This is a genomic window from Kluyvera intermedia, assembly GCF_034424175.1.
Taxonomy (GTDB): domain Bacteria; phylum Pseudomonadota; class Gammaproteobacteria; order Enterobacterales; family Enterobacteriaceae; genus Kluyvera; species Kluyvera intermedia.
In genome coordinates this window covers 1,137,571-1,154,748 of sequence record NZ_CP139986.1, presented here as the reverse complement: position 1 = coordinate 1,154,748, position 17,178 = coordinate 1,137,571, and the positions used below count along the sequence as shown (strand labels likewise).

Annotated in this window: 17 protein-coding genes and 5 tRNA genes; 7 read left to right on the top strand and 15 right to left on the bottom strand. The window is 53.2% G+C overall.

All coding sequences use genetic code 11. The features are described from left to right. Positions 1 to 100 precede the first annotated feature (100 nt). The 14 genes from U0026_RS05540 to mltB form a co-directional block, all read right to left on the bottom strand. A tRNA-Arg gene (locus U0026_RS05540) sits at positions 101 to 177 on the bottom strand. A gap of 61 nt (positions 178 to 238) precedes the next feature. Beyond that, a tRNA-Arg gene (locus tag U0026_RS05535) sits at positions 239 to 315 on the bottom strand. A 62-nt stretch (positions 316 to 377) separates the two neighbouring features. Beyond that, positions 378 to 454, bottom strand: a tRNA-Arg gene (locus tag U0026_RS05530). A gap of 63 nt (positions 455 to 517) precedes the next feature. After that, positions 518 to 594: transfer RNA gene (locus U0026_RS05525), tRNA-Arg, on the bottom strand. 3 nt (positions 595 to 597) lie between these two features. Next, a tRNA-Ser gene (locus tag U0026_RS05520) sits at positions 598 to 690 on the bottom strand. Positions 691 to 1,008: 318 nt separating this feature from the next. After that, positions 1,009 to 1,194 (bottom strand): carbon storage regulator CsrA, encoded by a 186-nt coding sequence (gene csrA, locus U0026_RS05515; RefSeq protein ID WP_000906486.1) that lies wholly within the window; start codon positions 1,192 to 1,194, stop codon positions 1,009 to 1,011. A gap of 241 nt (positions 1,195 to 1,435) precedes the next feature. Further along, positions 1,436 to 4,063: an alanine--tRNA ligase gene (gene alaS / locus U0026_RS05510; protein ID WP_062775283.1), complete on the bottom strand. Its 2,628-nt coding sequence runs from the start codon at positions 4,061 to 4,063 to the stop codon at positions 1,436 to 1,438. 129 nt (positions 4,064 to 4,192) lie between these two features. Further along, the gene (gene recX, locus U0026_RS05505; protein WP_062775284.1) at positions 4,193 to 4,693 is read right to left on the bottom strand and encodes a recombination regulator RecX; all 501 of its coding nucleotides are present in this window, start codon (positions 4,691 to 4,693) and stop codon (positions 4,193 to 4,195) included. Positions 4,694 to 4,769: 76 nt separating this feature from the next. Continuing rightward, positions 4,770 to 5,828, bottom strand: a complete 1,059-nt coding sequence (gene recA / locus U0026_RS05500; protein WP_062775287.1) for a recombinase RecA — start codon at positions 5,826 to 5,828, stop codon at positions 4,770 to 4,772. Between the two features lie 80 nt (positions 5,829 to 5,908). After that, positions 5,909 to 6,406: a nicotinamide-nucleotide amidase gene (gene pncC / locus U0026_RS05495; protein ID WP_062775289.1), complete on the bottom strand. Its 498-nt coding sequence runs from the start codon at positions 6,404 to 6,406 to the stop codon at positions 5,909 to 5,911. 194 nt (positions 6,407 to 6,600) lie between these two features. Beyond that, complete coding sequence (locus U0026_RS05490; RefSeq protein ID WP_062775291.1) at positions 6,601 to 7,482, bottom strand: metal ABC transporter substrate-binding protein; 882 nt, start codon at positions 7,480 to 7,482, stop codon at positions 6,601 to 6,603. Between the two features lie 9 nt (positions 7,483 to 7,491). Further along, positions 7,492 to 8,355: a metal ABC transporter permease gene (locus U0026_RS05485; protein ID WP_062775294.1), complete on the bottom strand. Its 864-nt coding sequence runs from the start codon at positions 8,353 to 8,355 to the stop codon at positions 7,492 to 7,494. Beyond that, positions 8,352 to 9,062, bottom strand: a complete 711-nt coding sequence (locus U0026_RS05480; RefSeq protein ID WP_164717434.1) for a metal ABC transporter ATP-binding protein — start codon at positions 9,060 to 9,062, stop codon at positions 8,352 to 8,354. Before U0026_RS05480 ends, U0026_RS05485 begins: the two co-directional genes overlap by 4 nt. Positions 9,063 to 9,256: 194 nt before the next feature. Next, a complete protein-coding gene (mltB, locus tag U0026_RS05475) occupies positions 9,257 to 10,327 on the bottom strand; it encodes a lytic murein transglycosylase B (protein ID WP_062775296.1) in 1,071 nt (356 codons plus the stop codon). A gap of 265 nt (positions 10,328 to 10,592) precedes the next feature. Between mltB and srlA the strand changes: the two genes are divergently transcribed. From srlA to gutQ, 7 genes are all read left to right on the top strand, one after another. Further along, positions 10,593 to 11,156, top strand: coding sequence for a PTS glucitol/sorbitol transporter subunit IIC (srlA, locus tag U0026_RS05470; RefSeq protein ID WP_062775299.1), 564 nt, complete (start codon positions 10,593 to 10,595; stop codon positions 11,154 to 11,156). After that, entirely contained in the window at positions 11,153 to 12,127 is a 975-nt protein-coding gene (gene srlE / locus U0026_RS05465; RefSeq protein WP_062775302.1) for a PTS glucitol/sorbitol transporter subunit IIB, read from the top strand. Before srlA ends, srlE begins: the two co-directional genes overlap by 4 nt. A 10-nt stretch (positions 12,128 to 12,137) precedes the next feature. Then, positions 12,138 to 12,500: a PTS glucitol/sorbitol transporter subunit IIA gene (srlB, locus tag U0026_RS05460; protein ID WP_062775304.1), complete on the top strand. Its 363-nt coding sequence runs from the start codon at positions 12,138 to 12,140 to the stop codon at positions 12,498 to 12,500. A gap of 17 nt (positions 12,501 to 12,517) precedes the next feature. Beyond that, positions 12,518 to 13,297 carry a sorbitol-6-phosphate dehydrogenase gene (gene srlD / locus U0026_RS05455; RefSeq protein ID WP_062775307.1) on the top strand — a complete coding sequence of 260 codons (780 nt, stop codon included), beginning with the start codon at positions 12,518 to 12,520 and terminating at the stop codon, positions 13,295 to 13,297. Positions 13,298 to 13,382: 85 nt separating this feature from the next. Beyond that, a complete protein-coding gene (gene gutM / locus U0026_RS05450; protein WP_062775313.1) occupies positions 13,383 to 13,742 on the top strand; it encodes a transcriptional regulator GutM in 360 nt (119 codons plus the stop codon). Positions 13,743 to 13,810: 68 nt separating this feature from the next. Next, positions 13,811 to 14,584 (top strand): glucitol operon DNA-binding transcriptional repressor SrlR, encoded by a 774-nt coding sequence (gene srlR, locus U0026_RS05445; RefSeq protein ID WP_062775316.1) that lies wholly within the window; start codon positions 13,811 to 13,813, stop codon positions 14,582 to 14,584. Continuing rightward, positions 14,577 to 15,542, top strand: coding sequence for an arabinose-5-phosphate isomerase GutQ (gutQ, locus tag U0026_RS05440; RefSeq protein ID WP_062775318.1), 966 nt, complete (start codon positions 14,577 to 14,579; stop codon positions 15,540 to 15,542). Before srlR ends, gutQ begins: the two co-directional genes overlap by 8 nt. On the opposite strand, the gene norR is transcribed toward gutQ, so the two are convergent. Beyond that, a complete protein-coding gene (gene norR, locus U0026_RS05435) occupies positions 15,539 to 17,059 on the bottom strand; it encodes a nitric oxide reductase transcriptional regulator NorR (RefSeq protein WP_062775321.1) in 1,521 nt (506 codons plus the stop codon). The genes gutQ and norR overlap by 4 nt on opposite strands. Positions 17,060 to 17,178: the final 119 nt, after the last annotated feature.

Genomic DNA, 17,178 nt, shown 5'->3' with positions numbered 1-17,178 from the left:
AAGGATAAATTATAGAAGAAAGAATGGGTTGCCAATAAGAAAAGTGAAAATTAAAAGACTGAAGTGAAAAGTATTACAGGAGGGGGAGAAACTTAGAAGATGGTGCATCCAGGAGGATTCGAACCTCCGACCGCTCGGTTCGTAGCCGAGTACTCTATCCAGCTGAGCTATGGATGCATCAGGATTACTGCTTTACTACCGATACCTGAATCGCCTAACAGCGAAACAAAGTAAGAGATGGTGCATCCAGGAGGATTCGAACCTCCGACCGCTCGGTTCGTAGCCGAGTACTCTATCCAGCTGAGCTATGGATGCATCAGGATTACTGCTTTACTACCGATACTCTGTACCGCTTAACAGCCATACAAAATAAAAGATGGTGCATCCAGGAGGATTCGAACCTCCGACCGCTCGGTTCGTAGCCGAGTACTCTATCCAGCTGAGCTATGGATGCATCAGGATTTACTGCTTTACTACCGATTCAATGTCACTCAACAAGCCGCAACACTGATAAAGATGGTGCATCCAGGAGGATTCGAACCTCCGACCGCTCGGTTCGTAGCCGAGTACTCTATCCAGCTGAGCTATGGATGCAAATGGCGGTGAGGCGGGGATTCGAACCCCGGATGCAGCTTTTGACCGCATACTCCCTTAGCAGGGGAGCGCCTTCAGCCTCTCGGCCACCTCACCAGTACGCCTCTTGCGAGTGCTTCGAAGAACTCGTTAAGTGCTCTTCGTCGCTGCGTGGCGCACATATTACTTTCTGGGACTTATAAGTCAAACAATTTTCCGCAGTTTTTTTTCGTTTGCACACTTCACGCGCAATAAGGCGTTAAAAAAGACAAAACGGGTATTTTATCAACAGATAAAATGCGATTCAGGCCACAAAGCGGCATAACAAAAGAATGGCATAGAAAGAGGCAACAGAAAGAAAAAGGCGAAAGATTGGGAGTAAAACGGGAAAACAGAGGGGAGTTGCGTCTCACCCACTGGGTGAGACGCGATAACTTAGTAACTGGACTGCTGGGATTTTTCAGCCTGGATACGCTGGTAGATCTCTTCACGGTGAACGGAGACCTCTTTAGGGGCATTTACGCCGATGCGTACCTGGTTACCCTTTACCCCTAAAACTGTCACAGTGACCTCATCTCCGATCATGAGGGTTTCACCAACTCGACGAGTCAGAATCAGCATTCTTTGCTCCTTGAAAGATTAAATGAGTCGGGTCTCTCTGTATCCCGGCATTCTCCATCATATAACGCCAAAAGGTCAGCGATGACAAACACCTTATGTGTAAGCAGTCACGGCATCACATTCTGTTAGATGTAAGTCTAGCCGATCTACATGACTTCAACCTGACTTTATCGTTATCAGTACCGCATATGCAAGGCGTCTTAACTGATTACGTTAAGACGCCCGTATGCCGTTATTGTTATTACAGTTTAGCGCTTACCCAGGCTTTTACGCTGGTCAATGCAGCAGGGAGTGCAGAGGCATCAGTACCGCCAGCTTGCGCCATATCCGGACGTCCCCCCCCTTTACCGCCCACCTGCTGAGCGACCATACCTACTAATTCCCCTGCTTTCACACGGTCTGTCACGTCCTTAGACACGCCAGCAATCAGAGAAACCTTACCTTCATCAACCGTTGCCAGCACGATAATGGCAGAACCCAGTTGGTTCTTCAGGTCATCAACCATGGTGCGCAGCATTTTCGGTTCAACGCCGACAAGCTCGCTTACCAAAAGATTAACACCGTTAATCATCTCAGCTTTGCTAGAAAGATTCGCGCTCTCTTGTGCTGCGGCTTGCTCTTTAAGTTGCTGTAATTCTTTTTCTAACTGGCGAGTACGTTCAATCACGGTACGTACTTTTTCAGTCACGTTATGGCTATCGCCCTTCAACAGATGGGCAATCTCACCTAAACGATCGCTTTGCGCATGCACTGTCGCCACTGCGCCTTCGCCGGTGACCGCTTCAATACGACGTACGCCTGCCGCTGTACCTGATTCAGACACAATGCGGAACAGACCAATATCGCCCGTACGCGACGCGTGAGTACCGCCACACAGCTCGGTAGAGAAGTCACCCATGCTGAGTACGCGCACGTGATCATCATACTTCTCACCAAACAGCGCCATCGCGCCCTTCGCTTTCGCCGCTTCGAGATCCATGATGTTGGTTTCGATAGGCAGGTTGCGACGAATTTGAGCGTTGACCAGGTCTTCAACCGCACGAATCTCTTGCGGTTTCATGGCTTCGTTATGAGAGAAGTCGAAACGCAGGATTTTATCGTTAACCAGCGAGCCTTTCTGAGCAACATGCGTGCCCAGAATCTGGCGCAACGCAGCGTGCATCAGGTGCGTCGCTGAGTGGTTCAGACGAATACGGGCACGACGGGCATCATCAACATCAGCCTGTACTGCGTCACCGACTTTCAGCGCACCGCTAGCCAGTCGACCAAGATGACCAATAGCCTGGCCATACTTCTGGGTATCGCTTACTGCAAAGCTAAAGCCTGCGCCTTTGAGCTCACCCTTATCGCCAACCTGACCACCGGATTCTGCGTAGAACGGCGTTTTGTCGAGGATAACAACCGCATCCTGACCGGCTGCGATCGAATCTACCGCTTTACCATCCACAAACAGCGCAGTCACTTTGCCGTTCAGTTCCAGATGGTCGTAGCCTTTAAATTCAGACTCACCGTCAACGCGGATCATGGCGTTATAGTCAGCACCAAAGCCGCTGGATTCACGCGCACGACGGCGCTGCTCTTCCATAGCCGCTTCGAAACCAGCTTCGTCAACTTTGATATTGCGCTCGCGGCAAACGTCCGCCGTGAGGTCAACCGGGAAGCCGTAGGTGTCGTACAGACGGAATGCGGTTTCACCGTCCAGCGTGTCACCGGACAGCTTAGACAGCTCTTCGTCAAGCAGCGCCAGACCGCGCTCCAATGTACGAGCGAACTGCTCTTCTTCAGTTTTCAGGATCTGCTCAACCTGAGCCTGCTGACGCTTGAGCTCTTCACCCGCGGATCCCATCACTTCAATTAGCGGGCCAACCAGCTTGTAGAAGAAGGTGTCTTTCGCGCCCAGCATATTGCCATGACGGATTGCGCGACGAATGATACGGCGCAACACATAGCCACGGCTTTCATTGGATGGCATCACGCCGTCAGCAATCAGGAAGGCACAAGAACGGATATGGTCAGCAATGACGCGCAGCGACTTGTTACCCAAGTCGGTAGCACCGGTCACTTTCGCAACGGAGTCAATCAGTTTGCGGAACAGGTCGATGTCATAGTTGGAGTTAACGTGCTGCAATACGGCAGTGATACGCTCCAGACCCATACCGGTATCCACGGACGGCTTCGGCAGCGGTTCCATGGTGCCGTCAGCTTGACGGTTGAACTGCATGAAGACGATGTTCCAGATCTCGATATAACGATCGCCATCTTCTTCAGGGGTACCAGGAGGGCCGCCCCAGATATGATCGCCGTGATCGTAGAAAATCTCGGTACATGGGCCGCAAGGGCCGGTATCGCCCATCTGCCAGAAGTTATCTGATGCGTATGCTGCGCCTTTATTGTCGCCGATACGGATAATGCGCTCGCGTGGGATTCCAACTTCTTTTTCCCAGATTTCGTAAGCTTCATCATCTGTTTCATACACGGTAACCCACAGGCGCTCTTTCGGCAGAGCAAACCAGTTTTCACCGGTCAGCAGTTCCCACGCATACTGGATGGCATCATGCTTGAAATAATCGCCAAAGCTGAAGTTACCCAGCATTTCGAAGAAGGTGTGGTGACGGGCGGTATAACCGACGTTTTCCAGGTCGTTGTGTTTACCACCAGCACGTACGCAGCGCTGCGAGGTCGTCGCACGCGAGTAATTACGCTTGTCGAGGCCAAGGAACACGTCCTTGAACTGGTTCATCCCGGCATTGGTAAACAGCAGAGTTGGGTCATTATGTGGCACCAGGGAGCTGCTATCGACAACCTGATGGCCTTTACTATGGAAAAAGTCGAGAAACGCCTGACGGATCTCAGCGGTGCTCTTGCTCATAATTATCCTGAAATCAAGCTAAGGGATGTTCGTCGCAGACGCGAGTTGTGGAAAAAACGACGCGCGCCGGACGGAAAAAGTGGGAATAAGATAAGTTTTCTTTAAAGGGAAGTAAAATCCCGAGTGCGCTCAATCCGCAAAATTTCGCCATATTTCCTGGATATCTTCCATCAGATAGCCTCGATACAACAAAAAGCGCTGAATTTTGACCTTTTCCGGAAATGTGGTTGGCAACGGCTCACCATATTTACGCAGTGCCTGATCGCGTGCTAAATGCGCCCACTCAATTTCACATTCACGCATCGCTTGTTCAATGGCCTCACGCGTAATGCCCTTTTGCCCCAACTCCTGACGAATACGCGCTGGCCCATACCCTTTACGGCTTCGCCCTGCCATAAACCGTTGTACAAAGCGGGCATCATCGAGGTAGCGATTTTCAAAACACCAGGCGACCACTTTCTCAACATCTTCAGGTGGCGCATCAATAGGTTCAGGGCCCTTTTTTCCCATAATCGGCGCGGTGAGCTTGCGCCGCAGCTCTTGCTCGCTATGGTCGCGCATCGCAAGAATGCGGATAGCCCTGTCCAACAGACGGGCATAGGCGGAACGGCGCGGTGAGTTTTCAGTCATCGTTTTCCTGCCAACGTAATAAATGCAAAAGGGCTGCATAAGCAGCCCTTTGTTTCAATTCTGAGTTCCGAGATTATCAGAAGTCTTCTTTGGTTTCTTCAACGCTGTTGTTATCAACAACAAAGTCTGGCGTTGAATCCTGGTTATTGAGCAGCAGTTCACGCACTTTCTTCTCAATTTCTTTTGCCGCAGCCGGATTCTCTTTCAGCCAGGAAATTGCGTTCGCTTTACCCTGACCAATTTTGTCACCGTTGTAGCTATACCAGGCACCCGCCTTTTCAATCAGCTTCTCTTTTACGCCCAGGTCGACCAGCTCGCCGAAGAAGTTGATACCTTCGCCGTAGAGGATCTGGAATTCAGCTTGTTTGAACGGCGCAGCAATTTTGTTCTTCACAACCTTCACACGGGTTTCGCTGCCGACAACGTTATCGCCATCTTTCACTGCACCGATACGACGAATATCCAGGCGGACAGAGGCGTAGAATTTCAGCGCGTTACCACCGGTGGTGGTTTCTGGGTTACCGAACATCACACCGATTTTCATACGAATCTGGTTGATGAAGATAAGCAGGGTATTCGACTGCTTCAGGTTACCAGCCAGCTTACGCATCGCCTGGCTCATCATACGTGCAGCAAGCCCCATATGAGAGTCGCCGATTTCGCCTTCGATTTCCGCTTTTGGCGTCAGTGCCGCCACGGAGTCGACAACGAGAACATCTACTGCGCCTGAACGTGCCAGTGCGTCACAGATTTCCAGCGCCTGTTCACCGGTATCCGGCTGAGAACACAGCAGGTTGTCGATATCAACGCCCAGCTTGCGTGCATAGACTGGGTCCAGCGCATGTTCGGCATCAATGAACGCACAGGTTTTACCTTCACGCTGTGCCGCGGCGATAACCTGCAGCGTCAGCGTTGTTTTACCGGAGGATTCTGGCCCGTAGATTTCGACGATACGGCCCATTGGCAGGCCGCCTGCGCCCAGCGCGATATCCAGTGAAAGCGAACCGGTAGAGATAGTTTCCACATCCATGGAACGGTCTTCACCCAGACGCATGATGGAGCCTTTACCGAATTGCTTTTCGATCTGGCCCAGCGCTGCCGCCAACGCTTTCTGTTTGTTTTCGTCGATAGCCATTATTACTCCTGTCATACCGGGTGTTACCGGATAGTGAATTCTGTTCTGTTGAGGCAATTATACTGTATGCTCATACAGTATCAAGTATTTTGTAGAAATTGTTGCCAGAGAAGATTTAGCGCATACGCTGTCGCCTGTCGGCGCACCGATTCCCGGTCACCGGAGAAGCACTCACTCTGTGTAACGCCCTGACCATTGGCACTGGCGACACCAAACCACACGGTTCCCACCGGTTTTTCTGCACTGCCGCCGTCCGGCCCGGCAATACCGCTGACCGAAACCGCGAAGTCAGCACGCGCCGCACGCAGAGCCCCGATCGCCATTTCAACCACCACCGGTTCACTTACCGCACCGTGCTGCAAAAGCGTCGCTTCACGCACGCCAATCATCTGTGATTTGGCTTCATTGCTATAGGTGACAAAACCGCGCTCAAACCATGCAGAGCTACCGGCGATATCAGTAATGACTTTCGCAATCCAGCCACCGGTACAGGATTCAGCAGTGGTCAGCGTCGCGCCGCGCGCCTTAAGTGCTAGCCCAACCTGCTCGCTCAACTGCATTAATTCGCAATCTGTCATTATCGCTCCGACTCACCCAATAAAGAGGCCATCAAAGATAGCACTTTCAGAAGAGATATGGGGATGGGATGATAATTTTACGAGGGGCATTCAGAAAATGACGACAAGACACAAAATTCACGTTTTGGAATAGCCGCCTGATATAACGAGCAGCGCAAAAGAGAGAAAAACCGGCCCTGAAGGCCGGTTACTGGCTAACGCATGCTTGCCGCAATCAGCGTCACATTATGACGGAGCATCTTCACATAACTGTCTGCGACACCGCCCGGTTTTGACAGTGCTTCTGGGTACAGTTCACCGCCAGGCTGAGAGCCGGTCGCCGTGGCAATTTGCTTCACCAAACGCGGGTCGAGCTGATTCTCCATAAACCAGGTGTGTACGCCATCGGCCTTAATTTGGGTAATCAGCGCCGCCACCTGCGCCGCGCTGGCCTCGCTTTCAGATGACAGCCCCTGAGGAGCCAGGAACGTCACTCCGTAAGCTCTTGAGAAATAGCCAAATGCATCGTGGCTAGTCAGCACTTTACGTTTAGCCTGCGCAATACCGCTGAACTGCTTTTTCGCCCAACGGTCGACTTCATTAAGCTGACTGATGTAGCGCTCGCCTGATGCCTTTAGCGCCACGCTATCTTCAGGATCGGCCTTCACCAGCCCATTGAGAATATTTTGCGCATACAGCGCACCGTTTGCTGCGCTATTCCAGGCATGGGGATCGGTTACCGTTTTACCATCCTCATCTAGCGTATGTGTCTTCACGCCCGTCGATGCCACCACCAGCTCACCTTTAAACCCCGACGCCGTGATAAGTCTGTCGAGCCAGCCCTCCAGCCCCAGACCATTCACCACCACGACATCGGCCTTGCTGAGCAAGGCGCTATCTTTAGGGGATGGCTCAAACGTATGCGGATCACCATCCGGGCCAACCAGGGTATCGACATGCACATGCTCACCGCCGATCTGCTGTACCATATCACCAAGCACTGAAAAGCTGCTGACGACATTTAGCGTTTTTGCCGCCACGACTTGCGTGGTAAGCCCCAGCGCCAGTGCCAAAATCACGCCAATACGTTTCTTCATCATTTCCCCTCATCCCATAAATTTTCGCAAGCCGACGGTTAACCGGCTATGCGTGCCAAAAAAAACCGAAACCAAAAAGACGCCGCTGGCAGTCAGGACAATCGATGGCCCCGCCGGTAGGTTAGCCCCCCATGACAGGCTGAGCCCCATCCATGCGCAGACGCTGCCTATCACCGCCGCCAGAAGTAATATTGTGGGTAACGTGCGCGCCCAGCAGCGTGCCGCCACAGCGGGCAACATCATCACGCCCACCGCCATCAGCGTGCCTAACACCTGAAATCCCGCCACCAGATTAAGCACCAGTAGCGCCAAAAATAGGCCGTGCAACAACCCCGGAACCCAACGGGCGTTCACCTGAAGCCAGGCGCTGTCAAACGCCTCACTGACTAATCCGCGGTAAAATAGCGCAATGCAGATAAGCGTCAGGCTGGCAACGCCGGTCACAAATAGCGCCGCATCGTTATCCACGGCCAGAATCGAACCAAATAACAGATGCAATAGATCGACATTTGAACCTCGCAACGAGACTAGCGTGACCCCTAACGCCAGCGATCCCAGATAGAAACCGGCAAAACTGGCGTCCTCTTTGAGTGGCGTACGTCGGCTGACCCAGCCCGCCACCAGCGCCACTATAATCCCGGCGATAAACCCACCGACAGTCATCGCCAACAGCGACATTCCGCTCACCAGATAGCCCACGGCTACGCCCGGTAAGATGGCGTGAGATAACGCATCGCCCATCAGACTCATGCGACGTAATAGCAAGAAGACCCCGAGAACGGTGGTGCTCAGCGACAAAGCCAGACACACCACCAGCGCGCGGCGCATAAAGCCAAATTCAATAAATGGTTGGAAGAAGGTGTGCCAGATCATGCCAGCCTCGCGGATTGAAAGGCCGGTAAAACATCCGTGGTGCGCCCCCAGCAGGCATTCTGCGGCCCCAGTAGCAGGGTTTCGGGGAAATACTCCGCGACGCGTTGATTGTCATGCAGTACCGCCAGTACAGTTTGCCCCTGCCGATGCATCTGCTGAATGACCATCATGAGGTCATGACTGGTCGCTTCGTCGATACCCGTAAACGGTTCATCAAGCATCACCAACGGTGCCTGCTGAACCAGCACACGTGCAAAAAGCATGCGTTGAAACTGGCCGCCGGAAAGCCCTTCAATTGGCGCTTTCGCAAGCGCTGCCAGCCCAACGCTTTCCAGAGCAGCATGAATGCGTTCCCGGACGTCACCACGCAGACCGCGTAGCAGCGACACCTGTGGCCAGGCCCCCTGGCTAACAACGTCCAGTACCGTAAGTGGAAACTGTGACTCCAGCGCATGACGCTGTGCCAGCCAGCCAACAACCGGACGCGTCGGCATCCAGCGGACTACGCCGCTCACCGGCGGAATAAACCCCGCTAACGTCTTTAACAGCGTCGATTTACCGCAGCCGTTCAGGCCAATAATCGCCGTCATGCTGCCTTTGTGGATCACACCGCTCAGGGCTGGCGTAATCGCTATTCCCTCATAGCCCGCAACCAGATTGTCGAGTTCAATCATGGCAGCGATACCGCCCACCAAACCGCCAGCCACAGTGCTACCAGCAACGAGCAGGCCAAAATAACCCTGGCCATACTGGAAGCCATAAAAACAGGAGTGAACATCCCCACCTCACAATAAAATGTTATAACATAACAATATGAGATTAGAGAGAAGATGTAAACGGCAGGAAATGATGCAAAATGTAACTGACTCCCCTTCGGCTGAAGAGGAGTCGAAGGAAAGGATTACTGCACTCGAGCCTGAGACACCGCCAGCCCCAGCTGCCAGACGGCCATCGCATAGTGGGTGCTGTGGTTGTAACGAGTGATGGTGTAGAAGTTCGGCAGGCCGTACCAGTATTGGTATCCGGTCCCCACGTCCAAACGCAACAGGCTGACCTGCTGATGGTTCCCCAACGGCTGCATCGGCGTTAATCCTGCCGCCGCCAGTTGCGAAACGCTGTATTTGGTTTTGAATCCGTTATCCAGCCCAGGAGCCTGGCCCATCGCCTGCACTGCAACCGTGTCGCCGCTCACCCAGCCGTGCTGTTTAAAGTAGTTAGCCACGCTGCCGATAGCATCTTCCGGATCCCACAGGTTGATGTGACCATCGCCATTAAAATCAACCGCATATTGCCTATAAGATGACGGCATAAACTGCCCATAGCCCATCGCACCGGCAAACGAACCTTTCAGATCCAGCGGATCGTCTTTTTCGTCGCGCGCCATCAGCAAGAAAGTCTCAAGCTCACCGGAGAAATACGCGGCGCGGCGTGGATAATTAAAGGAAAGCGTCGCCAGCGCATCCAGAATACGGGTTTTACCCATCACCCGGCCCCAGCGAGTTTCCACACCAATGATGCCGACGATGATTTCCGGCGGCACGCCATAAACCATCTGTGCGCGCTGAAGGGCATCCTGATATTGATTCCAGAACGCGACGCCATTTTGCACGTTATCCGGGGTAATAAACTGTTTGCGATAACGTAACCAGGCGCCGTTCGGGCCAGCTGGCGGCTGGCCTGTCGGAGCTTGCCTGTCCATCAGGCGCAAGACGTAATCCAGTCGTTTGGCCTGTGAAAGAATGTCGTGCAGTTGCTGACGGTCAAACCCGTGCTTGCTGACCATCTTGTCGATGAACTGCTCCGCCGCCGGGTTGTTGGCAAAATCACCGGTTGGAATCAACGCATTGTGCTGGGGTTCAAGGAGAAAACCGCCGGAGGTGGTTGCCGGTGATTCAGCCGTTTTAGGCTTGCTGCTACAGGCAGCAAGCAGGACACACAAAGGGAGTAAAGTCAGTACACGACGCTTCAACATGAGACTTCCGTTTAACAATATCAGCAAGAGTTAAATATGGTAAAGCATCCGCCGCTACACAAGGAAGCGGTTGTCGTGCTCGCTCGCAGAATTTCTCATTACCCATCGCTTTTTCATCTCTCTTTGCGGCCTTCCTCGTAAAAACTTTCAATTTAAAATATTTATCTTTCATTTTGCGACCAAAATAACACTTTCAAACCTTTCGATCTGATTAAAATGATTCACCTTTTGGCAAGATAACGAGAATTCCCTACAGGAGAGAACAATGATCGAAACCATTACACATGGTGCTGAGTGGTTCATCGGGCTGTTCCAGAAAGGCGGAGAGGTGTTCACCGGCATGGTGACCGGCATTCTTCCGCTGCTGATTAGTCTGCTGGTCATCATGAATGCGCTGATAAATTTTATCGGTCAGCACCGTATTGAACATTTCGCCCAACGCTGTGCAGGCAACCCAGTGTCCCGCTACCTGCTGTTGCCTTGTATTGGCACATTTGTGTTTTGTAACCCCATGACCTTAAGTCTGGGCCGCTTTATGCCGGAGAAATACAAACCGAGCTATTACGCGGCGGCATCGTATAGCTGCCACTCCATGAACGGACTATTTCCACACATCAACCCCGGTGAACTGTTTGTCTATCTGGGGATTGCCAATGGCCTGACAACGCTGGGGCTCCCGCTCGGCCCGCTTGCGGTCAGCTACCTGCTGCTTGGGTTAGTGACAAACTTCTTCCGGGGTTGGGTCACCGATCTCACGACCGCCATTTTCGAGAAGAAAATGGGTATCCAACTTGAACAGAAAGTCCGTCTGGCAGGAGCAGCATCATGATGCGTATTCGTATTGAGAAAGGCACCGGTGGCTGGGGCGGCCCGCTGGAATTAGACGCTACCCCGGGCAAAAAAATCGTCTACATCACCGCAGGTACGCGTCCGGCGATTGTCGACAAACTGGCGCAGTTAACTGGCTGGCAGGCGGTAGATGGTTTTAAAGAAGGTGAGCCACCTGAAGCGGAGATCGGTATTGCGATCATTGACTGCGGCGGCACACTGCGCTGCGGCATTTACCCCAAGCGCCGTATTCCCACCATCAATATCCATGCCACCGGAAAATCCGGCCCGCTGGCGCAATATATCCTGGAGGATATCTATGTCTCTGGCGTGAGGGAAGACAATATCAGCGTGGTAGGCGACGCATCAGAGACCATCGCCTCCCCGCCTGCGCCAGCCGCCGGGCGTGATTACGACACCAGTAAAAAGATAACTGAACAGAGCGATGGCCTACTCGCCAAAGTCGGTATGGGTATGGGCTCTGCCGTGGCGGTGCTGTTTCAGGCCGGTCGGGACACCATCGACACGGTGCTGAAAACCATCCTGCCATTTATGGCATTTGTCTCAGCGCTTATCGGCATCATCATGGCTTCCGGCCTCGGTGACTGGATTGCCCACGGTCTGGCTCCCCTTGCCAGCCACCCACTCGGGTTAGTCACGCTGGCGCTGATCTGCTCTTTCCCGCTGCTGTCACCCTTCCTCGGCCCCGGTGCGGTTATTGCACAAGTCATTGGCGTGTTGATTGGCGTCCAGATTGGTCTGGGTAACATCCCGCCGCATCTGGCGTTACCGGCCCTATTTGCGATTAACGCACAGGCCGCCTGTGACTTTATCCCGGTTGGTTTATCGCTGGCGGAAGCCCGTCAGGATACCGTTCGCGTCGGCGTCCCTTCCGTGCTGGTCAGCCGTTTCCTGACCGGTGCGCCAACCGTCCTTATCGCCTGGTTTGTTTCCGGCTTCATTTATCAATAAGGGATCCATTATGAGCGTGATTTATCAGACCACCATCACCCGAATAGGCCAGAGCGCACCTGATGCACTCTGCGACCAGATGCTCATCACCTTTAGTGAAGGAGCACCCGCCGATATCGAAGAGTTTTGCTTCATTCACTGCCACGGCGAGCTTAACGGTACGTTGCAACCCGGCGTGCAGTTTGAGCTAGGTGAGCACCGCTATCCGGTCACCGCTGTTGGCAGCGTAGCTGAACAAAATCTGCGGGCTCTGGGACATATCACACTGTGCTTCGACGGTATGAGCGAAGCGAAATTTCCGGGCACCGTACACATTGCGGGGCCTGCACCGGACGACATCGCGCCGGGCTGTATTTTGAAGTTTGTAGCTTAAATTTAAGGAGAGAAAAAATGAATCAGGTTGCCGTTGTCATTGGTGGAGGGCAGACCCTCGGGGCGTTCCTCTGCCGTGGGCTTGCCGCTGAAGGGTACCGCGTCGCTATTGTCGATATCCAGAGTGATAAAGCCGCGAATGTTGCGCAGGAGATCAACGCTGAATTTGGTGAAGGTAAAGCGTACGGCTTTGGTGCCGACGCGACCAGCGAAGACAGTGTGTTGGCGCTGTCACGTGGCGTCGATGAAATCTTTGGTCGCGTCGATCTACTGGTCTATAGCGCCGGCATCGCCAAAGCTGCGTTTATTAGTGATTTCCAACTGGGTGATTTTGACCGTTCACTGCAGGTGAATCTGGTGGGCTACTTCCTCTGCGCACGCGAATTTTCTCGCCTGATGATCCGCGATGGCATTGAAGGCCGCATTATTCAGATCAATTCAAAATCTGGCAAAGTGGGCAGCAAACACAACTCCGGTTATAGCGCCGCGAAGTTTGGCGGCGTGGGGTTAACCCAGTCGCTGGCACTGGATCTGGCGGAATACGGAATTACGGTCCATTCACTGATGCTCGGCAACCTGCTGAAATCACCTATGTTCCAGTCGCTACTGCCACAATACGCCGCCAAGCTTGGTCTCGAGCCGCACGAAGTAGAGCAATACTACGTCGATAAAGTGCCGCTCAAACGGGGCTGTGATTATCAGGATGTGCTGAATATGCTGATGTTCTACGCCAGTACAAAAGCGGCCTACTGCACCGGCCAGTCGATTAACGTCACCGGCGGGCAGGTGATGTTCTAACAGCACAATGTCGGGTGGGGGTGGCATCTACATTCGTGTAGGCCGAATACGGTGCCGCCGTCATCCGACACCCAGGAGCTTCAATATGATCTCAGCGCTTATTACCGTTGCCGCTATCGCCTGGTGTACACAACTCGTACTCGGGGGTTGGCAAATTTATCGCTTTAACCGCGCCTTCGATAAGCTCTGCCAGCAGGGTCGCGTTGGCGTGGGCCGCTCCAGCGGACGTTTTAAACCGCGCGTTGTCATCGCCATTGTGCTCAACGAGCAGCAGTGCGTTGTCGATACTTTATTTATGAAAGGTCTTACCGTATTCGCTAAACCAATGAAAATTGACGCAATAAAAGGAAAATATATTGATGAATTACAGCCGGATGTGATCTTTCCCCATGATCCCCTGTCGAAGAATGCACTATCATTAGCGCTTAAACTGAAACATGGGTAATTTCGTTGTGAATGCTATGAGCTTGCGAAGTTATCATTTCGATAATTTAATTCAGGGTAATTGCACCTATGAAACCTCGTCAGCGTCAGGCCGCCATTGTAGAGCACCTGCAAAAGCAGGGAAAATGCTCGGTTGAAGAACTGGCACAGCACTTCGACACCACAGGCACCACCATTCGCAAAGACCTGGTCATTCTTGAAGATGCCGGAACGGTCATTCGTACTTACGGCGGCGTGGTACTGAACAAAGAGGAATCCGACCCGCCCATCGATCACAAGACGCTCATCAACACCAATAAAAAAGAGCGCATTGCCGAAGCCGCGGTGCAATTCATTCACGATGGCGATTCCATCATCCTTGACGCCGGGAGCACCGTCTTACAAATGGTGCCGATGCTGGCGCGCTTTCGCAATATCACCTTGATGACCAACAGCCTGCACATTGTTAATGCCCTTTCGGAGCTGGACAACGAGCAAACGATCCTGATGCCCGGCGGTACCTTCCGCAAAAAATCTGCGTCGTTTCACGGTCAGCTCGCGGAAAACGCTTTCGAGCAGTTCAGCTTTGATAAACTCTTTATGGGAACCGACGGTATTGATCTTAATGCCGGGGTGACCACCTTTAATGAGGTCTACACCGTCAGCAAAGCGATGTGCAACGCCGCACGCGAAGTCATTCTGATGGCGGACTCGTCAAAATTCGGGCGTAAAAGCCCCAATGTTGTGTGCAGTCTGGAAAGCGTCGACAAACTGATTACCGACTCAGGTATCGATCCGGCGTTTCGTCAGGCACTGGAAGAAAAAGGGATTACCGTTATCATAACCGGAGAAAGTAATGAGTGATGCACTACTGAACGCGGGCCGTCAGACATTAATGCTCGAACTACAGGAAGCAAGCCGTCTGCCAGAACGCCTGGGCGATGATTTTATCCGTGCTGCCAGAACCGTTATCAACTGCGAAGGCAAAGTGATTGTCTCCGGTATGGGGAAATCAGGTCATATCGGCAAAAAAATTGCCGCGACGCTCGCCAGTACCGGCACCCCGGCCTTCTTTGTTCACCCGGCAGAAGCGCTGCACGGTGACTTAGGCATGGTCGAAAGCCGTGACGTTATGCTGTTCATCTCTTACTCCGGTGGCGCGAAAGAGCTCGACCACATTATCCCTCGTCTCAAAGAAAAATCCGTCGTGCTGCTGGCAATGACCGGTAAAGCCAACTCACCGCTGGCGCTGGCGGCCGATGCGGTACTGGATATCGGCGTTGAGCGTGAAGCTTGCCCAATGCATCTGGCGCCCACCTCCAGCACCGTTAATACGCTGATGATGGGCGACGCGCTGGCGATTGCCGTCATGCAGGCGCGTGGTTTTAACGAAGAAGATTTTGCTCGTTCACATCCGGCTGGAGCGCTTGGTGCACGCTTGTTAAATCGCGTACACCATCTGATGCGTCAGGGAAATGAGACCCCGCAAGTGACCATTCATACAAGCGTTATGGACGCGATGCTAGAACTTAGCCGCACCGGGATGGGGATGGTCGCCGTCTGCGACGACCAGTCTCAGGTACAGGGGATCTTTACCGACGGCGACCTGCGTCGCTGGCTGGTTAGCGGCGGCACGCTTGCCGATAACGTTACCGCAGCCATGACCCAGGGCGGCGTAACGCTCAATGACCAGGCACGCGCCATTGACGCCAAAGAACAGTTGATGAAGCTGAAAATCAGCGCCGCTCCGGTAGTCGATGGCAATAACCGTCTGGTCGGCGCAATAAATCTGCAAAACTTCTACCAGGCCGGGATCCTTTAATCCTTCAGACCCAGACGCTTCGCCAGCCGATGCAGGTTGGCGACGTCTGTCTCAAGCGCTCGTGCGCTAGCCGCCCAGTTGTGCTGATGTGTCTCCAGCGCATTGCGGATCATCTCTCGTTGGAAATGCTCGGTGGCATCGCGCAGATTGTTTACCGTGGCAATCGGCAACGGCGCTTCAGTCATTACCGTGCTCGCCCCCCCTTCCTGAAACGCAAAATGCTGCACTTCAAGCACCACTTCACCGCTGCTGCGGGTCGCCCGTGCTAGCACCACCGCACGATGCACCGCATGTTCCAGCTCACGGACATTCCCCGGCCAACCATAGCTTTGCAGATGCGTTCGTGCTCCTGCGCTCAGCACCACACGGGATAACCCCAAACGTAAACGACACTGTTCGCAGAAATAGCCCGCCAGCAGTACCACGTCATCGCCACGTTCACGCAACGGCGGCACCGAAAGCGGGAACACACTCAGGCGATGGAATAAATCGGCGCGGAAATTGCCTGCCAGAACCTCTTCGCGCAGGTCACGGTTGGTGGCTGCCAGCACGCGTACGTCAACACGCAAACTGCGGTCATCACCGACACGTTGAATATCACCGTATTGCAGCACACGCAGCAGTTTGGCCTGCAACGCCAGCGACAACTCGCCGATTTCATCAAGGAACAGCGTTCCGTTATCGGCCATTTCAAATTTACCGCTGCGGTTGCTGATAGCCCCGGTAAACGCCCCTTTTACGTGCCCAAACAGCTCGCTCTCGGCCACACTTTCCGGCAGCGCGGCGCAGTTTAAATAGACCAGCGGGCTCACCGCCCGTGGTGAACCTTCGTGAATCGCCTTCGCCACCAACTCTTTCCCGGTGCCGGTTTCACCGCTAATCAGCACATTGAGGTCAGAGGCCGCAACAATCTCAATCTCTTTTTTCAACTGCATAATGCCCGGCGACAGGCCGATCATCTGCGTCTCTTTGACCTGTTCGAAGTCGGTTGCCGAGCCGGGAAGCATATTCTGGCTTTCCAGTTGTTCAATCAGCAGTGCATTACTAAGCGCCCCTGCCGCCAGCGCGGCAATCAACCGCAACTCTTCATTACTGAAGACATCGAACTGATCCGGCGACATAGCATCCAGCGTCAGCGCACCAATCAGGTTTTGTCCGGCGAACAGCGGCAAACCAATACAGGCGTGGACTTTCAGGCTTTCCTGACCGGGGATCAGACCATCATACGGGTCAGGCAAAGAGCTATCGGCAGGAAAACGAACGACGTCACCCGCGCGGGCAATAGCCTCCAGACGCGGATGCCCTTCCAGCGTAAAGCGCCTGCCGAGCACATCTTTTGCCAGCCCATCAATCGCCAGCGGAATAAACTGCCTCGCGTCATAACGCAATAGTGCCGAGGCGTCGCAATCCAGTACCTGGCGCAGCGTGGTGATTAAACGCTGAAATCGGTCCTGATGGCCGACCCCCCGTTGTAATTCAATGGCGATACCCGCCAGGACGTCCACCGAAAAGCTCATGGCTACCTCACAGTCATTTTGACAATGCATGATGTCATATTGACAATATTAAGTATAGTCATTTTGACTAACACCAAAGTGGCATAAAACAATTAATTCATATAAATCAATTAGATAAA

Excerpts from the sequence above, each read along its gene's own strand:
- csrA (WP_000906486.1), bottom strand. The coding sequence starts at position 1,194 with ATGCTGATTCTGACTCGTCGAGTTGGTGAAACCCTCATGATCGGAGAT.
- alaS (WP_062775283.1), bottom strand. The coding sequence starts at position 4,063 with ATGAGCAAGAGCACCGCTGAGATCCGTCAGGCGTTTCTCGACTTTTTC.
- recX (WP_062775284.1), bottom strand. The coding sequence starts at position 4,693 with ATGACTGAAAACTCACCGCGCCGTTCCGCCTATGCCCGTCTGTTGGAC.
- recA (WP_062775287.1), bottom strand. The coding sequence starts at position 5,828 with ATGGCTATCGACGAAAACAAACAGAAAGCGTTGGCGGCAGCGCTGGGC.
- pncC (WP_062775289.1), bottom strand. The coding sequence starts at position 6,406 with ATGACAGATTGCGAATTAATGCAGTTGAGCGAGCAGGTTGGGCTAGCA.
- U0026_RS05490 (WP_062775291.1), bottom strand. The coding sequence starts at position 7,482 with ATGAAGAAACGTATTGGCGTGATTTTGGCACTGGCGCTGGGGCTTACC.
- U0026_RS05485 (WP_062775294.1), bottom strand. The coding sequence starts at position 8,355 with ATGATCTGGCACACCTTCTTCCAACCATTTATTGAATTTGGCTTTATG.
- mltB (WP_062775296.1), bottom strand. The coding sequence starts at position 10,327 with ATGTTGAAGCGTCGTGTACTGACTTTACTCCCTTTGTGTGTCCTGCTT.
- srlA (WP_062775299.1), top strand. The coding sequence starts at position 10,593 with ATGATCGAAACCATTACACATGGTGCTGAGTGGTTCATCGGGCTGTTC.
- srlE (WP_062775302.1), top strand. The coding sequence starts at position 11,153 with ATGATGCGTATTCGTATTGAGAAAGGCACCGGTGGCTGGGGCGGCCCG.
- srlB (WP_062775304.1), top strand. The coding sequence starts at position 12,138 with ATGAGCGTGATTTATCAGACCACCATCACCCGAATAGGCCAGAGCGCA.
- srlD (WP_062775307.1), top strand. The coding sequence starts at position 12,518 with ATGAATCAGGTTGCCGTTGTCATTGGTGGAGGGCAGACCCTCGGGGCG.
- gutM (WP_062775313.1), top strand. The coding sequence starts at position 13,383 with ATGATCTCAGCGCTTATTACCGTTGCCGCTATCGCCTGGTGTACACAA.
- srlR (WP_062775316.1), top strand. The coding sequence starts at position 13,811 with ATGAAACCTCGTCAGCGTCAGGCCGCCATTGTAGAGCACCTGCAAAAG.
- gutQ (WP_062775318.1), top strand. The coding sequence starts at position 14,577 with ATGAGTGATGCACTACTGAACGCGGGCCGTCAGACATTAATGCTCGAA.
- norR (WP_062775321.1), bottom strand. The coding sequence starts at position 17,059 with ATGAGCTTTTCGGTGGACGTCCTGGCGGGTATCGCCATTGAATTACAA.